The organism is Telluria sp. ZB2R32 (genome assembly GCF_059685715.1).
In genome coordinates, this window is record NZ_JCASIG010000004.1 from 220,233 (window position 1) to 242,878 (window position 22,646).

Annotated in this window: 16 protein-coding genes; 4 read left to right on the forward strand and 12 right to left on the reverse strand. The window is 64.9% G+C overall.

Annotated elements, in window-relative coordinates; genetic code table 11:
* Nucleotides 1-84: 84 nt before the first annotated feature.
* Both AC56LG_RS13415 and AC56LG_RS13420 read right to left on the reverse strand, forming a co-directional pair.
* On the reverse strand, nt 85-2,856 hold the full coding sequence (locus AC56LG_RS13415) for a TonB-dependent receptor (protein ID WP_497166577.1): 2,772 nt from the start codon (nt 2,854-2,856) through the stop codon (nt 85-87).
* A gap of 187 nt (nt 2,857-3,043) precedes the next feature.
* Nucleotides 3,044-4,840, reverse strand: a complete 1,797-nt coding sequence (locus tag AC56LG_RS13420) for an ABC transporter substrate-binding protein (RefSeq protein WP_497166578.1) — start codon at nt 4,838-4,840, stop codon at nt 3,044-3,046.
* A gap of 229 nt (nt 4,841-5,069) precedes the next feature.
* On the opposite strand from AC56LG_RS13420, the gene AC56LG_RS13425 reads away from it, so the two are divergent.
* From AC56LG_RS13425 to AC56LG_RS13435, 3 genes are all read left to right on the forward strand, one after another.
* Nucleotides 5,070-6,308, forward strand: coding sequence for a nucleoside recognition domain-containing protein (locus AC56LG_RS13425; protein ID WP_497166579.1), 1,239 nt, complete (start codon nt 5,070-5,072; stop codon nt 6,306-6,308).
* Between the two features lie 9 nt (nt 6,309-6,317).
* Nucleotides 6,318-7,808, forward strand: coding sequence for a D-alanyl-D-alanine carboxypeptidase/D-alanyl-D-alanine endopeptidase (gene dacB, locus AC56LG_RS13430; protein ID WP_497166580.1), 1,491 nt, complete (start codon nt 6,318-6,320; stop codon nt 7,806-7,808).
* Nucleotides 7,809-8,295: 487 nt separating this feature from the next.
* Nucleotides 8,296-10,764, forward strand: coding sequence for a TonB-dependent receptor plug domain-containing protein (locus AC56LG_RS13435; protein WP_497166581.1), 2,469 nt, complete (start codon nt 8,296-8,298; stop codon nt 10,762-10,764).
* 18 nt (nt 10,765-10,782) lie between these two features.
* Here the strand turns inward: AC56LG_RS13435 and AC56LG_RS13440 are convergent, their stop codons facing one another.
* From AC56LG_RS13440 to AC56LG_RS13485, 10 genes are all read right to left on the reverse strand, one after another.
* Nucleotides 10,783-11,412 carry a hypothetical protein gene (locus AC56LG_RS13440; protein WP_497166582.1) on the reverse strand — a complete coding sequence of 210 codons (630 nt, stop codon included), beginning with the start codon at nt 11,410-11,412 and terminating at the stop codon, nt 10,783-10,785.
* Between the two features lie 177 nt (nt 11,413-11,589).
* A complete protein-coding gene (locus tag AC56LG_RS13445) occupies nt 11,590-12,210 on the reverse strand; it encodes a M15 family metallopeptidase (RefSeq protein ID WP_497166583.1) in 621 nt (206 codons plus the stop codon).
* Complete coding sequence (locus AC56LG_RS13450; protein ID WP_497166584.1) at nt 12,207-13,112, reverse strand: LysR family transcriptional regulator; 906 nt, start codon at nt 13,110-13,112, stop codon at nt 12,207-12,209. Before AC56LG_RS13450 ends, AC56LG_RS13445 begins: the two co-directional genes overlap by 4 nt.
* A gap of 85 nt (nt 13,113-13,197) precedes the next feature.
* The gene (locus AC56LG_RS13455) at nt 13,198-14,172 is read right to left on the reverse strand and encodes an N-acetylmuramoyl-L-alanine amidase (protein WP_497166585.1); all 975 of its coding nucleotides are present in this window, start codon (nt 14,170-14,172) and stop codon (nt 13,198-13,200) included.
* Between the two features lie 32 nt (nt 14,173-14,204).
* On the reverse strand, nt 14,205-15,116 hold the full coding sequence (locus AC56LG_RS13460) for a BadF/BadG/BcrA/BcrD ATPase family protein (protein WP_497166586.1): 912 nt from the start codon (nt 15,114-15,116) through the stop codon (nt 14,205-14,207).
* Between the two features lie 175 nt (nt 15,117-15,291).
* Nucleotides 15,292-16,890: a glycoside hydrolase family 10-like protein gene (locus tag AC56LG_RS13465; protein WP_497166897.1), complete on the reverse strand. Its 1,599-nt coding sequence runs from the start codon at nt 16,888-16,890 to the stop codon at nt 15,292-15,294.
* Between the two features lie 34 nt (nt 16,891-16,924).
* Nucleotides 16,925-18,055, reverse strand: coding sequence for an acyltransferase family protein (locus tag AC56LG_RS13470; RefSeq protein WP_497166587.1), 1,131 nt, complete (start codon nt 18,053-18,055; stop codon nt 16,925-16,927).
* Complete coding sequence (locus AC56LG_RS13475; RefSeq protein WP_497166588.1) at nt 18,052-19,317, reverse strand: MFS transporter; 1,266 nt, start codon at nt 19,315-19,317, stop codon at nt 18,052-18,054. The genes AC56LG_RS13470 and AC56LG_RS13475 overlap by 4 nt, the downstream gene beginning before the upstream one ends.
* 62 nt (nt 19,318-19,379) lie before the next feature.
* Nucleotides 19,380-20,261 (reverse strand): N-acetylmuramic acid 6-phosphate etherase, encoded by an 882-nt coding sequence (gene murQ, locus AC56LG_RS13480; RefSeq protein WP_497166589.1) that lies wholly within the window; start codon nt 20,259-20,261, stop codon nt 19,380-19,382.
* Nucleotides 20,262-20,363: 102 nt separating this feature from the next.
* A complete protein-coding gene (locus AC56LG_RS13485; RefSeq protein ID WP_497166590.1) occupies nt 20,364-21,107 on the reverse strand; it encodes a GntR family transcriptional regulator in 744 nt (247 codons plus the stop codon).
* Nucleotides 21,108-21,228: 121 nt separating this feature from the next.
* Between AC56LG_RS13485 and AC56LG_RS13490 the strand changes: the two genes are divergently transcribed.
* Nucleotides 21,229-22,542, forward strand: a complete 1,314-nt coding sequence (locus AC56LG_RS13490) for a serine hydrolase domain-containing protein (protein WP_497166591.1) — start codon at nt 21,229-21,231, stop codon at nt 22,540-22,542.
* The last annotated feature ends 104 nt before the right edge of the window (nt 22,543-22,646 follow it).

The following is a 22,646-nucleotide window of genomic DNA, read 5'->3' on the forward strand; positions in this document are numbered from 1 at the left end:
GTGGTGGACGCATGGGACGAACCATAAAAAAACTGCCGGCCCGACGCGCATGCGCCCAGCCGGCAGCCTTGGTCATCGCTTCGATCAGAAGAACTTGTGCTTCAGGGTCAGCGAGTACGAACGGCCACGTGGATCGGCCACGCGCGGATCCCAGCCGGCGCCGACGACTTCGTCGACGTTGTGCGCGGTGAACGGCGGGTCGCGGTCGAACAGGTTCTGGACACCGAAGGTGATCGACGTGTTCTTGAAGCCGGTATAGGTCGTCGACAAGCCGAAGCGGGTGTAGCTCGACACGTCCGGATCGAAGCCCGGCGGCGGCGCGCCGATGCCCTTGTTCGGCACCTGGTCTTTATAACCACTGGCGAAGTACTGGCTCAGCATGCCGCTCCAGTCGCCGCGGCTGACCGACAGCGTGGCGCTGTGCTTCCAGCGCAGGTACAGGTCGCGCGTAAAGAATTTACCCACGTATTCCTTGTACTCCTGGCCGGCCAGTTCGGCGAACTTGAAGCTTTGCGTCCAGGTGCCGTCGAGCGCGGCGCTCCACTTGACGTCGCTCACCCTGCCGTCGCCACGCAGGCCGAGGTCGGCGCCGCGCGTCTTGGCGCCGCCGGCATTGATCCAGCCCGAACGCACGTACTCGATGGTGCCGACGCCGCTGCCGTTGGCCGGGTTGCGGATCACGTTTTCGGCCAGCGCGGGCTGGTTCGCCAGGATGATCTGCGGCGTGCGGTTCAGGATCTTGTCCTGGGTATTGATGATCCAGTAGTCGAGCGAGGCCGAGAAGCCGCGCACCGGCTCGACCACCACGCCCAGCGTGCCCTGCTTCGAGGTTTCCGGACGCAGCGACGAATTGCCGCCGGCCTTGAAGTCGAGGCGCGCGATCGCGCAGTATTCCGGATTGCCCGGGTTCAGCGGGCAGCCGATCGGGTCGATCGTGCCGTTCGGCAGTTCGCCGTCGAGCGAGGCCGAATACAGCTGGGTGAAGCTCGGCGCCAGAAAGCCTTTATTGGCCGACCCACGGAACAGCAGCCAGCTGGCCGGCTGGTAGCGGAAGGCGACCTTCGGATTGGTGGTGGCGCCGATCACGCTGTAGTCGTCGCGGCGCACGGCCAATTGCACTTCCAGGTCTTTCACCACCGGCACGATCATTTCGGCATACACGGCCTTGATGTCGCGCGAGGCTTTCTTCAGCGCAGCATTGCCCGGCGCCTGCCAGACGATGGTGGCGTCGGCATCCTGGCCATATTCATAGCCTTCGCGGCGCAGGTCGAAACCGACGGCGGCGGCGACAGCGCCGGCCGGCAGGTTGAACACTTCGCCCGACACCGAGCCGTCGAGCTGGGTCAGCGTGGTGCGGCCATGCTGCAAATCGCCGCGGAACTTGGTCGACTCGATCAGCGCCATCGCATCGGCCGTCTGCGTTTGTCCCGGCGCCAGCCACGGGTTGATGCGGCCGGTGCCGAGCGCCTGGTACATCGGCGTGGTGTAGGCATAGCCATCGTTGAGCGTGGTTTGCGTCTTGCTCAGCGCGCGCGACAGGCCGAGCTTGTAGTCCCAGCGGTCGAGCGTGCCCTCGAGGCCGACCAGCAGGCGCGCGCTCTCGGTGGTGTTGTCCATCTCGCGGTTGCCGAAATCGGTGGCGCGCCATTTATAGATGATCGGTTTCGTGCGGTCGAAGCTCGACACGTACTGCGACAGGTCCTGGTAGTACGGGCCGCCGACCGGATAGGCGCTGTTGGTTGCCAGCGAGGTCGAGATCTGCATCGGGGTCAGGATCGACGTTACCTTCGAGCGTGAAGCCATGCCTTCGACGAACAGGCGGTGACCCGGCGCGATCTGGAACGAACCACGCGCGATCGCATTGGCGCGCTCGGCCGGCGGCATCATGACGTAGTCGGCGCCATAGTCATACGCGCACGAGAAACGCGTGCGCGTGACCGGCGTGACGTCGGTCCAGAGCTGGCTCTGGTACTGCGACATGTAGGGAATCGAATCGCACTTGTTCTGGAAGCTCAGCAGGTTCGCTTGCAGGTAGCGCGTAGCGTCGCCCGGCACCGTGAAGTTGGCGCCGAGGGCGGTATTCGCGCCGGTCAGCTGGTTCGCATACGGCGTGCCGGTGGTATCCGGCGACAGGCCGCGCGATGGCTGGAAACCATTCGCAAAGTCGCGCTGGTGCGAATGCAGCATGTCGTTCTTGTCGACGGTGACGGCCGCCATCACGTTGAAGCGGTCGTTCTCGAGGTCGCCATGGCCGGCCAGCAAGGTCGCGCGGCGGGTGGTGCCGCCGCCGGCTTCGGTGGCATTCACGGTGGCCGAGGCTTCGACGCCCTGGTAGTTGGTGCGCAAGATGAAGTTCACCACGCCGCCGACGGCGTCGGTACCGTAGATGGCGGAGGCGCCATCTTTCAGGATTTCGACGCGCGAAATGGCCGAGAGCGGGATCGAATTCAGGTCGACCGCCTTGCCGCTGCCGCCGTGGGTGGCGATGCGGCGGCCGTTGAGCAGCACCAGCGTGCTGTTCGGGCCGAGGCCGCGCAGCGAGGCGAACGAGGCGCCGCCGCTGACGCGGTCGGCGTCGGCGCCGAACACGTTGTTACCCGAGGTCATGTTGTCGGCGCCGGTGCCATTCGCCGAGATGGTGCGTACCAGCTCCTCGGTGGTGGTGATGCCCTGCTTTTCGATTTGCTCGTAGCTGATCACCTGCACCGGCAGCGCGCCTTCCTTGGCGATCCGCTTGATGCTCGAACCGGTCACCTCCACGCGCGCCATCGGGGTATTCGGTTGCAGCTGCTGGGCTAGCGCCGGGCTTGCCACGCCGATCAGGGCAATCAGATGGGCCAGTTTCTTTAACTTCACGCGTCTCTCCTAAGGTTTCCGTCTACGTTCAACAGGGCGGCACAATGTCTGCTGGGTCATCGTAATGTCATGGCATTACGTTATGTTGTCGTGCCGAGCCTACGCCCGGCATGGTGGGCCAGCCAATGAAATAACTGGCGGGAAGTATAACTAAGAGGAATATTTATAAGAGGAAATCTCTCGCTTTCTAACGCGGCTGCCCGGACAAGCGTGCCCTTTGCGCAACATCCACATCCAGATAACGCCAGGACGTGAAAGCGACTGGGTGACGCTTGTAGTTTTTTAGCCACGGATGGCGAATATCGGCCGACACCGCGTGGGTCAGCGGCACCCAGGGGTTGTAGGCGTGGATCAGCTGGTTCATCTCGAAGTACAAACGTTGCCGCGCCGGGCCATCGGTCAGTGCGCGCGCCTGTTCATAGCGGACGTTATAGGCGGGCAAATTAAAGCGGGCGTAATTGGCGCGGCCGGCGTTGGGGCCGTACAGCAACTGATAAAAATTGTCGCCGTCGGGGAAGTCGGCGATCCAGTTACTCTCGAACATCGTCACCTTGCCCAGGCGCGACGCCTTGATGATTTCCGTCTTTTTATCGGACTTGAAGACCACGCGCAGCCCGATCGAATTCAGGCATTTGCGCCACAGCTCATCGCGCAGGCGGCCGCCGACCGTCGCTTCGCTGTGCATGGTGAGCGTCAGGGGCTTGCCGTCGGGCGCGCGCCGGAATCCCTCGCTATCGCGCTGGCCGTAGCCATGGCGGTCGAGTAAAGCGTTGGCGAGGGCCGGGTCGTAGGGCACCGGGCTGCGGTAGGTCGGGTCGTAACCGAGCACGTTCGGCGGCAGCGGCGATTCGGCCTTGATCGCAAAGCCCTTTTTTAACAGCGCGATGTCTTCGGTACTGTTGTAGGCCAGAGCAATCGCGCGGCGCAGGGCGATCCGGTTCTGGGTATAGCCGCCCAGGACCGGGTCGTTCATGTTCATCCACATGTAATAGGTCTGCAGCACCGGGAAGCGCGACAGCTGCATGCCGCGTTTCCTTAGCTCCGGTTTCAGCCCGCCGTCGCGGATTACCATGTCGGTCATCGATTCGGGCACTTGCTCGAGGTAGTCGTATTCGCTGTTCAGGAAGCCGAGCATGCGGCCCTGGAATTCCTCGGCAATTTTTACCTCGACGCGGTCGACGCGCGGCAGGCGCTTGCCCTGCAAGGCGGCGGCGATCGCCCTGTCTTCGGCGTTGTTATTTGGTGTTGCGTCGAACACGGCCGTCGAATACGGATTGGCCAGCAGCACGATGCGGTCGCTTCTCTTCCACTCGCCAATCATGAAGGGGCCGCTGCCGACCGGGTGGTTCCCTGCCTGGCCCGGATACGCCTCGATCACTTCGCGCGCCACCACGCCGGAGGCCGGCGTCGCCAGATAAAACAGAAAATTGTTGTCGGGTTCCTTCAGGCGCATGCGCAGGGTGTAGCGGTCGAGCGCTTGCAGGCCGGGGATCGGCGTGTCATGGCTGAAGGTCTTCTTGAGCGCTTCGTCCCCTTCGAGCTTGCCGTCGAACATGTACGACCAGGGCGATTTGATGGCCGGGTCGTACAGGCGCCGGATGCTGTAGACGTAATCCTGCGCCGTCACCTCGCGCTTTACTCCCTTGAAGGCGGGGTCGGGCGTGAAATGGATGCCGGGACGGATGCGGAAGGTATAGGTACGGCCGTCGGCGCTGACTTCGGGCATGGCCGTGGCCGTGTTCGGCTGCAGTTTGACCGGACGCGCCAGGTAGTCGTAACGCAGCAGCGGGTCAAACAGATTTTCCAGCAGAGATAACGTGGCGATGTCCGAGGCGGCGGCGGGATCGAGGCCGGTTTCGCTGGTGGACAGGAACATGTGCAGCACTTTGCCGCCGCCTTGCGGGGCCACGGCCGGGGCGGAAACGGCGGCGCTGGCGGCGCCGGCAGCAAGCAGCAAACTGAAAAACGCGGCGCGAAGGGTCATGGAGTCGGTCCTGGTTGAGCGTTGCGTATGATAGGCGCGCAGCCTGGCGCAAGCAAATCCCAGCCCGCGATCATAACTTTTCTGCATGGCGCGGCTGCATTCTTTCATCCTTGCACCTTGCTCTGCGCCTATACTCTCCGCTGCACAATCGTGCGCATTTGCCGTGACTTCGTCTGCGGCTTGAACTGGGGGCGTCAAGCATGACCCCGCCCGCTTATCGGACTGACCCATGGCATTGAATTACATCTGGACTGGTTTCTTCCTCGTCGGCTTCGTCGCAGCACTTGCCCAATGGCTGTTTCTGGGTGACAGCGAAATCTTCAAACGCGTCATCGACGGCACCTTCAGCTCGGCCAAGATGGCGGTGATGGATATCGCCCTGCCCCTGGCCGGCGTGATGACGCTCTGGCTCGGCATCATGAACATCGGCGAAAAAGCCGGCGCCATCAACCTGTTTGCACGCATCATTGCGCCCTTCTTTTCGCGCATCTTTCCCGGCGTGCCGCGCGAGCATCCGGCCAATGGCCACATGGTCATGAATTTTTCGGCGAATATCCTCGGACTCGACAATGCCGCCACCCCGTTCGGCCTGAAGGCGATGGAAAGCCTGCAAACGCTCAATCCGCGCAAGGATGAGGCGAGCGATGCCCAGATCATGTTCCTGGTGATCCAGACCTCCGGGTTGACCGTGATTCCGCTGGCGATCATGGCCCAGCGCGCCATCCTCGGCGCCGCCAACCCGGCCGATATCTTCATTCCGACCCTGATCGCCACCTTCTGCTCGACCTTCACCGGCATCGTCGCCGTCAGCCTGCGCCAGCGCATCAACCTGCTCGATCCGGTCGTGTTCGGCTGGATCGGCGGCCTGACGGCGATCATCGGCGCCCTCGTGTTTTATCTCACCAATTATCTGGCGAAATCGGAAATCGAACTGGTGTCGGTGGTGGCCGCCAACCTGATCCTGTTTTCGATCATCGCCGCCTTCATGGTCGCGGCGCTGCGCAAGGGCGTCAACGTCTTCGAAGCCTTTATCGAGGGCGCCAAGGGCGGCATCGAGACCTCGCTGAAAATCATTCCCTACCTGGTCGGCATGCTGGTCGCCATCAGCGTGGTGCGCAATTCCGGCATCCTCGGCCTGATCGTCAGCGGCTTCAGTTGGGTGTTCACCCAGCTGGGGCTGCCGACCGATTTCGTCGGCGCCCTCCCCACTGCACTGATGAAACCGCTGTCGGGCAGCGGCTCGCGCGCGATGATGATCGACGCCATGACGACCTATGGCGTCGATTCCTTTGTCGGGCGCCTGGCCTCGATCCTGCAGGGCGCGGCCGACACCACCTTCTATATCGTGGCCCTCTACTTCGGCTCGGTCGGCATCCGCAAGAGCCGCTACGCCATCGGCTATGGCTTGCTGGCCGACCTGGCGGGCGTGATCGCCGCCATTTTCGTCGCTTACCTCTTCTTCGGTTAAAGGATGCGCATGCTTCGTCACCTGACCCTCGCCGCCGTCCTCCTCGCCTGCCTGCCGCAGCAGCAGGCCCTGGCCCAGTTGCCGGAACCGGTGGCGCAGTTGCTGGCGCTGAACGGCATGACGCCGGACGCCCTCAGCGCGCTGGTGCTGCGCGGCGACCAGGTCGTCGTGGCGCACCTGGCCGAGCGCCCGATGCAGCCGGCCTCGACCATGAAGCTGGTGACGACGCTGGTCAGCCTGGAACAGCTGGGGCCGGTATTTCGCGGACGCACCGAATTGCTGACCAATGGCGAACTGGATAATAAAGGCGTGCTGCAAGGCGACCTGGTGCTGCGCGGTGGCGCCGACGCCGACTTCTCGGGCGAGGTACTCGTCAACATGCTGCGCGCGCTGCAGTATGCGGGCATCAAACGGATTGCCGGCAACCTGGTGCTGGACCGCAGCCTGTTCCAGCCGGCGCGCACGGACGTCGGCGTGCCGCCCTTCGACGAGTCGCCCGAGGCGTATTACAACGTCATTCCCGACGCACTGCTGGTCAACAAGAACATGCTGCAGCTCGACATGCGCTCGACCGACAAGCGCTTGCGGCTGGAGATGCAGCCGGCGCTGGCCGGGGTGACCGTGACCTCGAACATGACCCTGGTCGACGCCGATTGCGCCAGCTGGGAAAGCGGCTGGAAGCTGCCGCAGACGGTGCGCACGGCAGACGGCATCAAGCTCGTGCTGCAAGGGACCTATCCGAAAAACTGCGCGCGCAGCAACAGCATCAACGTGCTCGAGCGCGACGACTACATCGACGGCCTGTTCCGCCTGACCTGGAAGCAGCTGGGCGGCAAGTTGACGGGCAAGACAGTCACCGGCACCGCGCCATTCGATGCGCGCCTGCTGGCCGAGCACCGTGCGCGCGCCCTGCCGGAAGTCGTGCGCGATACCAACAAACCCTCGGACAATGCACTGGCACGCACTCTGTTCCTCAGCCTGGGCGCGTTGGAAGCGGACCCGCTGCTGGGCAGCCGCCCGCTGCCGCCCGTGCCGGACCAGACCACGTATACGCGTGCCGACGGCGCCATCCGCAGCTGGATGCGCGCGCATGCGATCGACGACAGCGGTTTTGTCATCGAAAACGGTTCCGGCCTGTCGCGCATCGAACGCATCAGCCCGTTGCAGATGGGCGCCTTGCTGCGCGCCGGCTTGCGCAGCAACTGGGCGCCGGAATTTTTGGCCAGCATGCCGATCGCGGCGATGGACGGCACCATGCGCCGGCGCCTGAACGGCAGCCCGGCCGCGGGCCGCGCGCGTTTGAAAACCGGGACGCTGCGCAACGTGGTCGCCGTGGCCGGCTATGTGCCCGATGCGAACGGCGTGCAACACGTGGTGGTGGCGATGGTCAACGACGAGCGCGCTGGCGACGGGCGGGGGCGCGCCGTGGTCGATGCGCTGGTGGATTGGGTGGCGAAGTCGGGAATAGTAGCGCCGGCGGCGGTGGCCGTTCAACCGTAAATTATTTGACACTGTTGGCCGCGGCGTACCGTAGGGTGGACTCCTGAGTCCACGCGTTCACCGTTCGATTTGTGTTAACTCAACCGTGGTGGCGACGCTCCGATGGGTATTTTGGCAGTAGCAGTAGCAGTGGCTAGAGGCGCAAGCGTCATGCCAGCGCCGTACCGCGTGGACTCGGGAGTCCACCCTACGCCCTTCGAATGAGGTGCCGATCGGCTGGCAGCACGACGTTGGCAGCCTTCCCCGTTGAAATTCCACTCGAAATTGCACGCTTTGCGGAAGCTCAACCAATCGAGCTTACTGCCTTTTCTCTCCCTCCGTCCACAATCTTGCTTCGGTGACACGAAAATACAACGCTCATGCTAGGCGCGTTGTATGGACATCGGCCAATTGTTAATATGAATTGTACGCATGGAAACATATCCACGCGTTATAGGTTTGTATTGCCGAGTGATCCGCATTTTCGAATATTAAGAAAAGAGAAAACATGACGAGACCTGCTGCCTGCCATCCTTTCCGCCAAACCCTGCTTGCGACCGCCTTGCTGGCCGTACTCTATCCAGCCAGCGCACAGGACACCGCCTCCGGCACCGGTACTGGCACCAGCGGCGCCGACGACAATCCGGCCCGCGTCGTCGTGCTCGGTTCGCGTTCGAGCGCCAAGACCGCGCTCGATACCGCGGCGCCCGTAGGGCTGATCAATGCGAAGGACATGCAGACCGCCGGTCCGCTGGAACTCGGTAAACTGCTGCAGACGCTCGATCCGTCGTTCAATTTCTCGACCACTTTTATCAGCGACGGCACCGACATCATCCGCCCGGCCACCCTGCGCGGCCTCGGTCCTGACCAGCTGCTGGTGCTGGTCAACGGCAAGCGCCGCCACCAGCAGGCGCTGGTCAATGTCCAGCAAACCATCGGCCGCGGCTCGGCCGGCACCGACATCAATGCCATTCCGATGTCGGCCATCAGCCACATCGAAGTGCTGCGCGACGGCGCCGCCGCCCAGTACGGGTCGGATGCGATCGCCGGCGTGATCAACATCGTATTGAAATCGCAGGTCAAGGAAACGCAGGTCAGCAGCTCGATCGGCACCACCTCCGAGGGCGATGGCGACATGATCTCGGCCAGCGCCAACACCGGGTTCGTGATCGGCGACGGCGGTTTTGTCAACCTGTCGGCCGAAGGACGGCGCCGCAACGAGACCAACCGGGCCGGGGTCGACAGCGCCCGCGTCGATCCGCCGCGCGTGACCCAGCGCATCGGCGACAGCCTGGCCAAGGATGCCTTCCTGTGGGTGAATGCCGGCTTGCCGATCGACAAGGACCGCGAATTCTATGCCTTCGGCGGCGTGTCGAAACGTACCGGCGACTCGGCCGGCTTTTACCGCACTGCCGACGACGCCCGCAACGTGCCCGCGGTCTACCCCAACGGTTTTCTCCCGAACATCATCACCACGGTAAAAGATGCGTCGTTCGCCGTCGGCTACCGCCACGCGCTGCCGAATGACTGGAAGTTCGACGCCAGCGTGAACCATGGGCGCAGCCAGCTTGCCTTCCACGAGCGCGAGTCGATCAACGTCAGCTACTGGTACGAACCGCGCCCGGGCGGCGGTATCTATGCCGAATCGCCTTTGGAAGCAGATACCGGCACCCTGAAATTCAACCAGACCACGGTCAATGCCGACCTGCGCGGCCCGATCGACCTGGGCGGGCGCAAGGTGTCGCTGGCGGTGGGCTTCGAATACCGCACCGACAACTACAAGATCGAAGCCGGCGACCCGGTCTCGTACCAGTACGGCCGCACCAACAATCCAGCCATCGTGATCCGCGACCAGGCCGGCGGCATCGCCGCCTCGGGCGCGCAGGGATTCCCCGGCTATACGCCGTCCACCGAAGTCGACGACGGCCGCCACAACATCGCCCTCTACATCGACGCCGAACACAACCTCACCGAGCAGCTGCTGGTGGCCGGCGCGGTGCGCTACGAGCGGTATTCCGACTTCGGCAGCACCACCACCGGTAAGCTGTCGATGCGCTACGACCCGTCGCGCACGGTCGGCCTGCGCGGCAGCATCTCGACCGGTTTCCGCGCACCCTCGGTGCAGCAAAAATTCTACAGCTCGGTGTCCACGAACCTGAACGCGGCCGGGGTGCTGACCGAAACCCTGACCGCGCGCGAAGGCAGCGCCGTCACGCGCGCCTTCGGCATCGCGCCGCTGAAGGAAGAGACCTCGAAAAACGCCAGCATCGGCATCGTGCTGCGCCCGATGCAAAATTTCTCGGTCACCGCCGACCTGTACCGCATCGACATCGACGACCGCATCGTCTTCTCGAGCAATATCGCGCCCGAAGCGGGCGCCGGCCCGATCCGCGCCATCCTCGATCCGTTGCGCGTCGGCCAGGCGCAATTCTTCACGAATGCGATCGACACCAGCACCGACGGTTTCGATCTCGTGGCCGAGCACACCACGCGCTGGCCCGGTTCGACCCTGGTGCTGTCGGGCCAGCTCGGTTTCAACAAGACCGAGGTCAAGGCGCGGCGCTCGCAGTCGCCGGTCCTGAGCGGCGCCCAACTGTTCGACGACACGCAAGTGACGCTGATCGAACGCGGCCAGCCGCGCCAGCACCATGTGATTGCCGCCGACTACACGACCGGCCCCTGGAACGTCAACACCCGCGCCAGCTATTTCGGCGACGTGCAGGGCCAGGGTTTTACCCCTGGCTTCATCCAGACCTGGGAAGCCAAATGGCTGGTCGACCTGAGCCTGCGCTATGCCTTCACCAAGCGCCTGAGCCTGGCCGTCGGCGCGAATAACCTGTTCGACACCTATCCAACCAGGTGGGACCCGGTGCGCGCGGCACCGTTCCCGCAACTGGGCTTTACCCATTGCTGGGAAACCTGCCCAATCGGCATCAACGGCCGGCAAATGTACGCCCGTTTGGACTGGGCCTTCTAAGCCCCCAGGCACGCGGCGTCAGGGTTTCGACGCCTGCGTGCCGGCCGGCGCCGCTTCGAGCCAGGGCGCGCCGGACACGTCGGGCTTGGCTTCGACCAGGGCCACCTGCGCCCTGGTCGATTCGCGGATCGTGCGTACGACGTCGAGCATGGTCTTTTCGGCGAATTTTTCCGGGGTACCGAGCACCATGCCGGTGGCGCGCCGCGGCCATTCGAGCCATCCTCCCTCCTTCTTGGTAAAGCCGGCATACATGTCGAGGTGGTAGCCGGTTTTATAGGCGTACAGGCAGGCGACGATGTGCATGTCCTGGCCGCCGCGCACGTCGGGGCGCGCCTTGGCGGTCCAGGTGGCGCCGTCGCAGCTCGGTCCGCGCGCGGCGCCGGGGGCGTCGGCCAGTTTGAAGCGGCCCGGCTGGTCGAGGACCTCGGCCGTTTCCGGCAGCGGCGTGGCCAGCGTGGCGTTGCTGATGTTGCGGCTGATGCCTTCGCTGGCGGCACGGACCACGGCGGGTGCCGGCGCGTCGGTCTTGATGTCGAACACGCGCACGTATTCGATCGTCCGGTCCTGCGCGGCGAAGATCTCGCCCGCGCCCGTGCTGCAGCCCGCCAGCGCCGTTCCCACGGCAGCAGCCAATATGAATCGTTTCATTGCGCACCTCTCCTGTCCGTTGGAAGAATGGTATGGCGCGAAAGGAAAGACGCCGACCCAACAAGCGGGCTCGTCAAGTCGTGCGATCAATCTCTCGTCGTTACCAATCGATTGTCCGGGCCGGAACAGAGAGAAATGCTGAGAAAACTCAAGTGTGCGCGGGAGCGCGCCGACGTCTCACAGGACGCGCTGGAAGGTGCCGCGCACGCGTTCGCGGTCGCCGCAATCGAAATGCCACCATTCGGTATTGATGCCGACGAAGCCGGCGCCGAACATGGCGCCGCGCAACAGGCGGCGGTTGTCCACCTGCTGTTCGCTCAATTGTCCGGCGGCGAGAAAACCGTCCTCCAATGCCGGGTGCGACAGGTCGGTCATGTCGTCGAAGCCGGTGCCCATGTCGAGTTCGCGCCCATGCGGGTCGAGGATGGTGACGTCGAGCGCCATGCCGTAGGAGTGGATCGAACCGCGCGCCGGGTTGGCAAGGTACATCTGCAGGCCGGTGCCGGCCAGCGCATCCCACAACTGCTGCTGCACCCGCTGCGGACGCAGGGCGTCGAGCACGAGCAGGGTGTGGCCGGGCGCTTCCCTGCCCAGCCAGGCCACCGCCTTTTCCAGGGCCGCGGCCGCCTCGACGTGCAGCCAGGCGCAATCGAAGGGAGAATACAAATCGCGTCCGACGAAATTGTCGGGGCCGGCATAGCGCAGGTCGACCGCGATGCCGGCGATCGACGCCAGGTGGCGGAAGGCGGCGCTGGCGGCGATGTCTTCGCTGGCCAGCGTCAGGGCCGGGTCCTTCATGCGCACCCCTGGTCGAGGCAGGCGCGCGCGGTGGCGCCGATGCAATTGGCCAGTTCGCGCGCGCCGTGCGACAGCGGCGCGTGGTTCGCGGTCAGCAGGAACAGCTGGACCGGGATCGCCGGCGCCCACTGGCGCCGCTGCACCTTGTCGGATGCCGCCGAGGCCGCCGTAAACGGGTCGACCACGGCCGTGCCGGCGCCGGCTTCGACCAGCGAACGGGCGATCTGGTAAGTTTGCACCACGGTGCGAAACACCGGCTGCACGCCTTGCGCTTCACAGGCGGCGACGACGATTTCGCCCAGCGGGTCGTTGTCGGCCAGGCCGATCAATTCGCCAGTCAATCCGGCGGCGCCGATCGGCTGCGCGCACTCCGCTGCACTCCAGGTGCCGGCCGGCGCCATCACGGTGAGTACGCCTTGCGCGATCGGTTCGGCCACGATGCCGGGGTGGCGCGGATCCTGCAGCGACAGGGCCAGGTCGGCTTCGCCCAGGCGCAGCGCGTTGACGATCTCGCTGGTGTGGTAGGTCGCCAGTTCGCAGCGGGTTTGTCCGAAATCGCGGCGCCAGGCCGTCATCGCCTGCGGCAGCACACTGATCGCCAGCGTCGGTGTCGACACCAGGCGCACCGTTTCCACCGCCCGCCCCTTTAAACTGGCGGCGAGGCGGCGGATGCCTTGCAGGTCGCGGTTGAGCTTTTCGGTTTCGGCGAACAGGCGGTGCGCTTCCGGCTTCGGATACAGTTTTCCGCGCACGCGCTCGAACAGCGGCATGCCCAGTTGCAGTTCGGCATGCTGCAGCACCTTGGTGACGGCCGGCTGCGAGATGTGCAAGACCTGGGCGGCGCCGCTGATGGTGCCGACCTGCATGATGGCGTGGAAGACTTCGATGTGGCGCAAGCGCATGGTTCAATCCCTCAAAGGCCCATGCAAAGTGGGCAGGCCGAAGGATACAGGGAAACCCGATGCGCGGCGACCGTCACTGTGGGCCTTATGCAACCGGCGGCGTGTTCGGCGGTGTATAGGGCACCGGGGTTGGCGGCGCCGGCGGGGTGGCGGGTTGCACCGGCTGCGTCGGCTGCGTTGGCTGAGGCTGCACGGGCTGCAGTGGCTGAATCGGCTGCGCCGGTTGCACCGGACGCATTTCCGGAATCGGCGCCGGCGGCACTGGCGGCAAAGGTGCGTTGGCTGGCGTGGTCAGTACTTCCAGCATGGCCGCGGTTTCCGCATCCGGTTCGCCGGCAATGTTCGCCGGGCGGTATTTCATCTGGAAGGCGGCGATGACGGTCTTGGTCGGCTGGTCGAACAGGCCGGTCTGGGCCAGTGCGAAACCGTGGCTGGCCAGCTTTTTCTGGAACCATGCCGCATCCGGGGTCTGGACATCGAACACCTGGCGTACGGCGGCGACGCGGTTCATATCCGGCCACACCACCAGCCCGGCCTGCGCCAGCTGGTACCACGGGAACAGCGGCCCCGGATCCTGCTTGCGCAGCGGCGCGATGTCGCTGTGGCCGACGACGTTTTCCGGCAGGATGCCGTGGCGCGCGACGATATCCTTGACTAATGGAATCAGCGCGTCGATCTGGGTTTGCGGGAACGGCGCATACACCCGGCCCTGCGGCGTGTCCTTCCAGCCGGCGTTCACGATTTCAATGCCGATCGAGCTGTTGTTGAGCTGGGTGTAGCCGCGCCAGCTCGAGTTGCCGGCGTGGTAGGCGGAGCGGGTTTCATCGACCAGGCCGTACACGGTCGGGCTGGCGTCGTCGGTCAGCAGGTAGTGGGCGCTGACCTGCTGCTGCGTCAGGATCTTCAGCGAAGCCGGCTTGTCGGCCACCGTGTAGTGCAGCACCAGGAAGCGCACGCGGCTGCCCTGGCCCTTGGCGGTATACGTTTTGTCGATGCCGCCCGGGGCGGTGGCGCAACCGGCCAGCAAGGCGATCAGGAGGGTAGCTGCAAGGGATTTCATGGCGGTCCGTTCAGTTCAGTTCAATAAAATAATCAGGCAGCGGCGTCGCAGGCGGCCAGGCGGGCAGCGGCGTGGTGCGCACGCATCTCGGTGTGGGTGACGACGGTATTCGGCGGCAGGCTGGCGCGCATGCTGGCCGCGATCGCCGGGTGCAGGCCGGCGGCACGGCCGCTGAGCACTACCGGACGCGGCCCGAAGCGGCGAATCAGGGCGCCGGCCAGGCGGCCCAGCTCGCGCCCGGCGTCGTCCAGGATCGCGGCGGCGGCCGGGTCCTCGGCGGCGCTGGCGGCCACCGCCAGCGCCAGCTTGCCGACTTCGCCGCGCTCCTGGCCGTAGATGAACTGGCGCGAGTATGCCCAGTCCGCTCCGCCGACGTGGGCGAACACGGCGCGCGCCATGGCCGATTGTTCCCAGCTGCCGAGGGCTTCGTCTTCCAGGCGCCAGATATGGCGCAGCGCGGCGCGTGCGATCCAGAAACCGCCGCCGCCATCGTCGAGCACGACGCCGCGGCCGCCGGCGCGGTGGAACTGGCCCTCGCCATCGATAAAGGCGCCGATCGAGCCGGTGCCGGCGTACACCAGGTAGCCCTCGCCGGGATTGAAACTGGCGCGGTAGGCGATGTCGATGTCGTTGCACATGGCGATGGCGCCGGGCCCGATGCCGAGCAGTTCGGCCAGCCAGCGCGTCAATTGCTCGCCGTCGCCGCCGAAACCGGTGAGGCCGGCGCGCACCCGGGCCGGGCGCGCATGCGCCAGCACGTCGCGCGCCAGAGCGGCAAAGGTGGCATGCACGCTGGCGCGGCCATCGGGTTTCGCCATTTGCAGGGCCGACAGGCCGGCCACCGTGCCTTCGGCCAGGACCGCGCCGTCGGGCGCCGCCAGTGCCCAGCGGGTCTGGGTGCCGCCGGCGTCGATGCCGAGGCCGATGTCATGTGGATGCAGCATGCGTAAAAATATATGAATACAATTAATGAATCAGGCCGTTAATACATGAGTAGGCGTAATGAATGTAGGGTGGGCGCCTCCATCGCGATCGAAGCTTCCACGCTGGATGCTGCGGCATATCGAACGTGCGAACGTGCGAACGTGCGTTAACGCGTGGACGGCAAAGCCGTCCACCCTACGGTTTGCCCCACACCTGGATGCGGTCGCTTTCGATGCCGAGGCGATCCACCGCCGCCACGAACACCGCATCCACCGCGCCCAGCTGCGCATCGTCTTCCACCTTCCAGTCGACCTTCGAGGCCGGCACGACGGTGAACTTCCATTCGTCGCCATGGCGCGCCCACACCGTGTACAGCGCGTTCGACTTGCCGGCCGTCAGTTTCAAATCGATGCCCCGGCCGCTGCGCACCGCTTTTACGCGCGGCAGGCCAGGCTTGACGTTGCCGAGCCAGGGCGTGGCCGGCACCAGCGCCGGCGTGGCGTACGAGCCGGTACTCAGCTGGTCGGTGATGCCTTTGCGGTTTTGCATCAGGGCGATCATGCTGAAGTGTACGTGACCGCCGGCCTGCGGGCGCGCACGGGTCGAGGCGATCTGGTCGACGATTTCCTGCGGCGGATACGCCTTGGCCGGCGCGCCGATGCGGCTGGTGAACAGGCCCGGCCACAGGTGGCGGCCTTGCGTGTTCTGGCCGATCCAGTAATCGAGCAGCACGTCATACGCCTGCGGCGCCTGGCTGCGCGCCCAGTACAGCTGCGGCGTGAAATAGTCGAGCCAACCCTTTTGCAGCCACAGTTCCGCGTCCGCATACAGCTTGTCGTACTGCGAGAAGCCGGCGATGCCGGGCGGACGCCGGTCCGGACGACCGAGGCCGAAGGGACTGATGCCGAAGCGCACCCAGCTCTTTTCGCGGTGGATGCCCTGGTACATGTCCTTAATTAACTCGTTGACGTTCTGGCGGCGCCAGGACGCACGGTCGAGCTTGCCGCCACGGGCGAGGTAGCGTTCCCAGGCCGGCGTATCCGGAAAATCGAGTTCGCCCTTGGCCGGCGGCTTGCCGTCCAGCGCGGCCTCGTTGCCGGCCACGCTGACGGTCGCTTCGATCGGGTAAGGATAAAAATAATCGTCGATGTGGACGCCGTCGATGTCGTAGCGGCGCACCACGTCGAGCACCACGTCGAGGGTCTGCTTCGAGGCCGATTCCTCGCCCGGGTCCATCCACATGAACTTGCCATAGCGTTTGACCGCGGCCGGGTTCGAGCGCGTGATGTGGTTCGGCGCGGCCGGCGAACGGGCGCCGTCGTGGCGGGCGCGGTAGGGGTTGAACCAGGCGTGCAGTTCGAGGCCGCGCGCATGCGCCTCGGTGACCCAGAATTTCAGCGGGTCATACCAGGGCTGCGGCGCCTGGCCCTGGGCGCCGGTCAGATATTCCGACCACGGTTCCAGCGGCGAGGCATAGATGGCGTCGGCCGACGGGCGCACCTGCAGCACGATCGCATTCAGGTTCATGGCCTTGGCGCGGTCGAGGATGGCGATTGCCTCGGCCTGCTGCTGCGGCGCCTTCAGATTTTGCCGGCTCGGCCAGTCGATGTTGGCCACCGTCGAGACCCAGGCGGCGCGGAATTCGCGCGGCGCGGCGGGCGGCAGCTTGCCGCTGGCGTGGATCGTCCCCTTCGGCGCCGTCGCCACTTTTATTGGGGTGGAACAGCTCGCCAACAAACCGCTCAGGGCCAGCATGCCGGCCATCCCGCCCAGCGCAAACGCGCGTTTCTTCATATCTGCCACTACCGCTCCCTACCTCTCATAAATTTCATACTTTGACAAACCAGCGCCGGCGCCACATGGCCCAGGCCAGCGCGAACATGCAGGCATTGAACAGCAGCGCATACAGCAGCGAGGTGTTCACGGCGCCCAGCGGCAAATCTCGCAGCGGCGCATATAGCGTGCGGCCCAGCGCCAGCTGGCTGCCGTCGGGCTGCGCCAGTTTGATAAAACCGAACATCTTCGCCACCAGTCCCGAGAACGCGAAAATGAACAGCGCATTCATGCCGTAGATCCGCAACGGCGTGCTCCAGCGCGCCGCCACCCGGCGCACGGCTGCATGTGGATTCGCGTCGAGCAGCCAGAAGAAGGCGCTGAATAGTAGCAAAGCCCAGCCCGTCATCAGGAAACAATAGGATGGCGTCCACAGGCTTTTGTTGATCGGCATGAGGATGGCGTCGCCGATTGCACCGAGCCAGAGGAACAGCAGCCCGGCCAGCAACAGCCAGACGGTCTGCTCGGTGCGTGGCAGCGCCGTCAGCAAAAATCGTCCGGCCAGCACCCCGAACAGCTGGCTGCACAGGGCAGGCAAGGTGGAAAATAACCCTTCCGGATCCCAGGTTGTCGATTGCACCCACAGGTGGCCACCGAGCAGCATGCGGTCGATGTACGCGCCAAAGTCCTGGCCCGGTTCCAGCACGCCGGCGCCGATGCCGGGCACCGGGTACAACAGCATGAGCGCGCTGTACAGCGTGAGCAGCGCGGCGATGAGCGCCAGTTGCATGCGCCAGCCGCAGTAGACCACGATCGGCGCCGCCAGCAAGGTGCACAGGGCGATGCGCTGCAGCACGCCGGGAATGCGCACCGTCTGAAAATTGAAATGCGGGATCAGGTTCAGCAGGAAGCCGATCAGGAAGATCAGGCAGGCGCGTTTTGCCAGTTTACTCAGCAGCCGCGGCTTGTCGGCGCCTTGTGCAGCCAGGCGGCCCAGCGACAGCGCCATCGCGACGCCGCCGATGAACAGGAAGAAGGGGAAGATGGTGTCGGTGAAGGTCCAGCCATGCCACTTGGCGTGGGCCAGGGGCCCGTACAGGTGGCTCCAGTCGCCGGGGTTGTTAACCAGCACCATGGCGGCGATGGTAAAACCGCGCAAGGCGTCGAGCGAGTCCAGCCGGCTCACTTCTTCCCGAACTCCGGATCGATCTTCACCAGCGCCGCCATGATGAACGCCGGAATCGTCGCAATACACACCCAGATAAAGAAGTTTTTATACCCCAGGTATTCCTGCAAATCCCCGCTCCACATGCCCGGCACCATCATCCCCAGCGCCATCAGGCCGGTGCAGATCGCGTAGTGCGCCGTCTTGTGTTCGCCGTCCGCCACCATGATCATGTACAGCAGCATCGCCGTGAAACCGAAGCCGTAGCCGAACTGTTCGACCGCGAGGAACAGCGACACCAGGTAGACGCTGGTCGGCTGCGCCTGCGACAGGTACACGAACACCAGGTCGGGCAAGTGCACGGCAAACACCATCAGCCACAGGCAGCGCTTCAGCCCGACGCGCGAAATCAGGTAGCCGCCGGCCAGGCCGCCCAGGGTCAAGGAGATGATGCCGACCGTGCCGTAGGCCCAGCCGTACTGGGCGGTGGTGAGGCCGAGGCCTCCCTTTTCCAACGGATCTTTCAAGAAGGGCGCCACCAGCTTCAGCAGCTGCGCTTCGCCCAGGCGGAAGGTCAAAATAAAACCGAGGATCAGCCAGATGTCGCGCTTGCGGAAGAAGGAAATAAACGTGCCGAAGAATTCGCGCAGCGGGTTGGCGCCGGCTTTTACCGCGCGGTCGGCTTCCGGCACCGGCAGCATCAGCTGGTGCCAGGCGAAGGCGGCGGCGAACACGGCGGCCAGCACGAAGAACACGATCGACCAGGCCTGGTGCGCGTCGCCCAGCGACACGGACAGATAACCGGCCAGCACCACCAGCGGCCCCTGCCCGGCCAGCGTCGCCAGCCGGTAAAACGTGCTGCGTACGCCGACGAACGCGGCCTGGTCCTTCTGGCGCAGCCCGAGCATATAAAAGCCGTCGGCCGAAATGTCGTGGGTAGCGGAACTGAAGGCCATCAGCCACATGACGGCCAGGCTGACGGCAAAGAAGGCGGGCAAGTGCAACACCGTGCCGACCGCCACCAGAGAAGCGGCGACGACGAGCTGCAGCAGCACCGTCCAGCGCCGCTTGGTGCCGAACATGTCCACTACGGGCGACCACAGCGGCTTGATGACCCAGGGCAGATACAACAGGCTGGTATAGAAGGCGATGTCGGAATTCGAGACCCCCAGGTCCTTGTACATGATGACCGACAGGCTCATCGCGACGACATAGGGAATGGCCTGGGCAAAGTACAGCGATGGCACCCACAGCCACGGACTTTTCGCTTGAGAACTTTTCATGACGCTTTCGTGATCGGGCAAGGGGCCGGCCAGCGCCGCCGGCCAGCGCCATGCTGACTGGACTACTGGGCGAGTGCCTGGCGCACGCTGCCGCGCGCCGCTTCCAGCAAGGCCCGTGCTTGCTCGACACCGATGTTGTTGGACAAGGCCACGATCGCGGTCTTGACGTGGAAATCGCATTGTTCCAGCACCGCGCGCGCCGCTTCCTCGTCGGCGCCGGTAGCAAAGGCGGTCAGGCGGATGGCGCGGCGCACCAGCTTGGCGTTGGTGGCCTTCAAGTCTACCATCAGGTTGCCATAAACCTTGTTCAAACGCACCATCAAGGCACTCGAAAAAGTGTTCAAGGCAATCTTTTGTGAGGTCCCGGCTTTTAAGCGCGTACTGCCGGAAATGACTTCCGTGCCGGTATCGAGGGTCACGCCGATCTCGGCTTCGGTGGCAACCGGGGCGTCGACATTGTTGGCAAAGCCGATCGTCAGCGCACCCACCGCACGGGCGGCGCGCAAGGCGCCCAGTACATAAGGCGTGGCGCCGGAGGCGGCCACCAGCAGCACGACGTCGTCGTGGGTCACGTTCACCGAGCGCAGGTCGGCCGCGCCCTGTTCCAGATCGTCTTCGGCGCCTTCGACGGCGACGAACATGGCATCGTTGCCGCCGGCCAGCAGGGCCACCGCGCGCCCATGCGGCCAGGAAAAGGTCGGGTACAGTTCCACGCTGTCGAGCACGCCCAGGCGGCCCGAGGTGCCGGCGCCGACATACACCAGGCGCCCGCCCGCTTCCACCCGCGGCAGTGCGGCGGCGACGGCGGCGGCGATACGCGGCGCGGCGGCGCGCACGGCGTTCACCGCATTGACCTGGTCGTCCACCAGCACATTCACCAGCTCCGCGGTCAGGTATTGGTCGAGCAGGGCGTGGTCCTGGGCTGGGGTTTCGGTTTTCAGCATGATGGCGGTCCGGCGGGAGTATCGATAAAACCAGTGTAATACCAATTGAACAAGACTTCCCATGAAAGGAAGGGCCGGCGTCATTCCATCAGGTTATGCCGCTCAGCTTGCCGGGCGGCGCAGCTCCGCCACGAAATCGTAATAATCGCTGCGGCAATACGAATGGGTCAGCTCCACCGCCACGCCCGATTCGAGGTAACCGACGCGGGTGATGAACAGCACCGCCTGCCCTTCCGCCACGCCCAGCTGCTGCGCCAGCGCCGGCGACGCGTTCATGGCGCGGATGTGCTGCAACGCGCGCACCGGCATCTGGCCGCCGCGTTCCAGGTGCGCATACAACGAACGGTCGACCGCCGCCGGATCGGGCAGCACGCTGGCGGGAATCACGCTGGTCTCGTAGGCCATCACGACCTCGTCGGCCAGGCGCAAGCGCTCCAGGCGCGCCACCCGCGCGCCGGGCGACAGGCCCAGCGCCAGCTGCTCGTCGGCGTCGGCGGCCACCACCTCGCGTTTCAACCAGCGCGAATTCGGCGTATAGCCGCGCTGCTGCAACTGCTCGGAAAAGCTCGACAGGGTCGACAATGGCTGCTCGATGCGCGGCGCAATGTAGTTGCCCGACCCGCGCCGGCGCACCACCAGCCCCTGCTCGACCAGCTGGTCGATCGCTTTGCGGGCGGTGACGCGCGAGACGCCCTGCTGCTCGGACAGCGTGCGCTCCGACGGCAGCGCCTGGTCGGCCTGGTAGCGGCCTTCGCGCACATCCTGCGTGAGTTTGCGCGCCAGCTGCAGGTACAGCGGCGAATTGTCGTTGAGATCGATTTTGAAATCGGCAGTGGCTTGGTTCATGTTCTTGTTCTTGGGCGGGTATGCATCACCGCCAGTGTAAGGCGAGTGCGGGCCCGGCAGGCTGAAAATCGCGTGGACGCATCGATTATGATGTGGCAAACACGTCGCTACGGGAGACAGCATGAACAGAAGAACGGTGCTTGGATTGGCTTTATGTGGCGCGATCAACCCGTTGCTGGCCGCGGTGCCGGGCGGCAACCGCCACGCGCCACTCGATCGCGAACTGGCCGCCATCGCCGCCGACCCGGCCTGTACCCTGGCCAGCCTGTCGGTGCTGGCGATCCGCGCCGGCAAGGTCGTCTACGAAGGCCAGTTCGGGCGGCGCCGGATCGGCAATGGAGAGCGTCCTGACCTGCCTGCGAACCGGGACACCCTGTATCGGATCGCCTCGGTCTCGAAAATGGTCACCACGCTCGGCCTGATGCGCCTGGTCGAAGAACATACCCTCGATCTCGATGCCGACGTCTCCGTCTGCCTCGGTTTCAGTTTGCGCAATCCGCACTTTCCCGAACGCGCCATCACCCTGCGCCACCTGCTCACCCACACGTCCTCGCTGCGCGACGATGCCGGCTACTCCTTCCCGGCCGGGACCGCACTGCGCGAGTTCGTCACGCCGGGCGCGCGCCTGTACGGCAATGGCGCCATGTGGTCCAACAAGGCCGGCCCCGGCGACTATTTTACTTATTGCAATCTCGGCTGGGGCTTGATCGGCACCCTGATGGAACGTGTCAGCGGCGAACGCTTCGATCGCCTGATGGGCCGCCTGCTGCTGCAACCGCTTGGCCTGCAGGCCGGCTACAACCCATCGGTACTGGCACCGGCGGCGCTGGATAATCTTGCCACCCTGTACCGCAAGCGCACGGTCGACACCGAAATCTGGGATGCGAACGGTCCCTGGATTGCCCAGGTCGACGATTATCATGCGCAGCCGCCGGCGCCGCCCGCCATCGAACGTTACGTGGTCGGCGCGAATGCCACGCCCTTCAGCCCGACCGGCGGCCTGCGCATTTCCGCGCGCGATCTCGGTACCCTCATGCTGATGCTGATGAACGGCGGCGTGCACGAAGGCCGGCGCATCCTGGAAAACGCCACGCTCCAACGCATGTTCACGCGCCAGTGGACGGCGGACGGTGCAGGTAGCAATGGCGACACGATGAACGGCTTCTTCAACGCCTGGGGCCTGGGCAATGCCCAGTTTCCCGACCAACCGGGGCGGCGCCTGGTCGAGGGCGGCTTCGATGCGGTCGGGCACCTGGGCGACGCCTATGGCTTGCGTTCGGTGTTCGCGGCGGACCTGAAACGCCGCAACGGCATGATCGTGCTCGCCGGCGGCAGCTCGAGCGACCCCGGCCTGCAACAGGGTGCGTACTCGGCGCTGGCGCGTTACGAGGAACGCATATTGACGAGCATGTTCCGGCATGCCATCGCCGGCTAGCGGCAGATTGTCTCCAATATTCTCATGACTGCCGGTTATGGCGTGACGTGTCACTTTCATTGGCCGTGCACGCCGCCTGCCCCTAAGCTGTTCGCCCATGACAG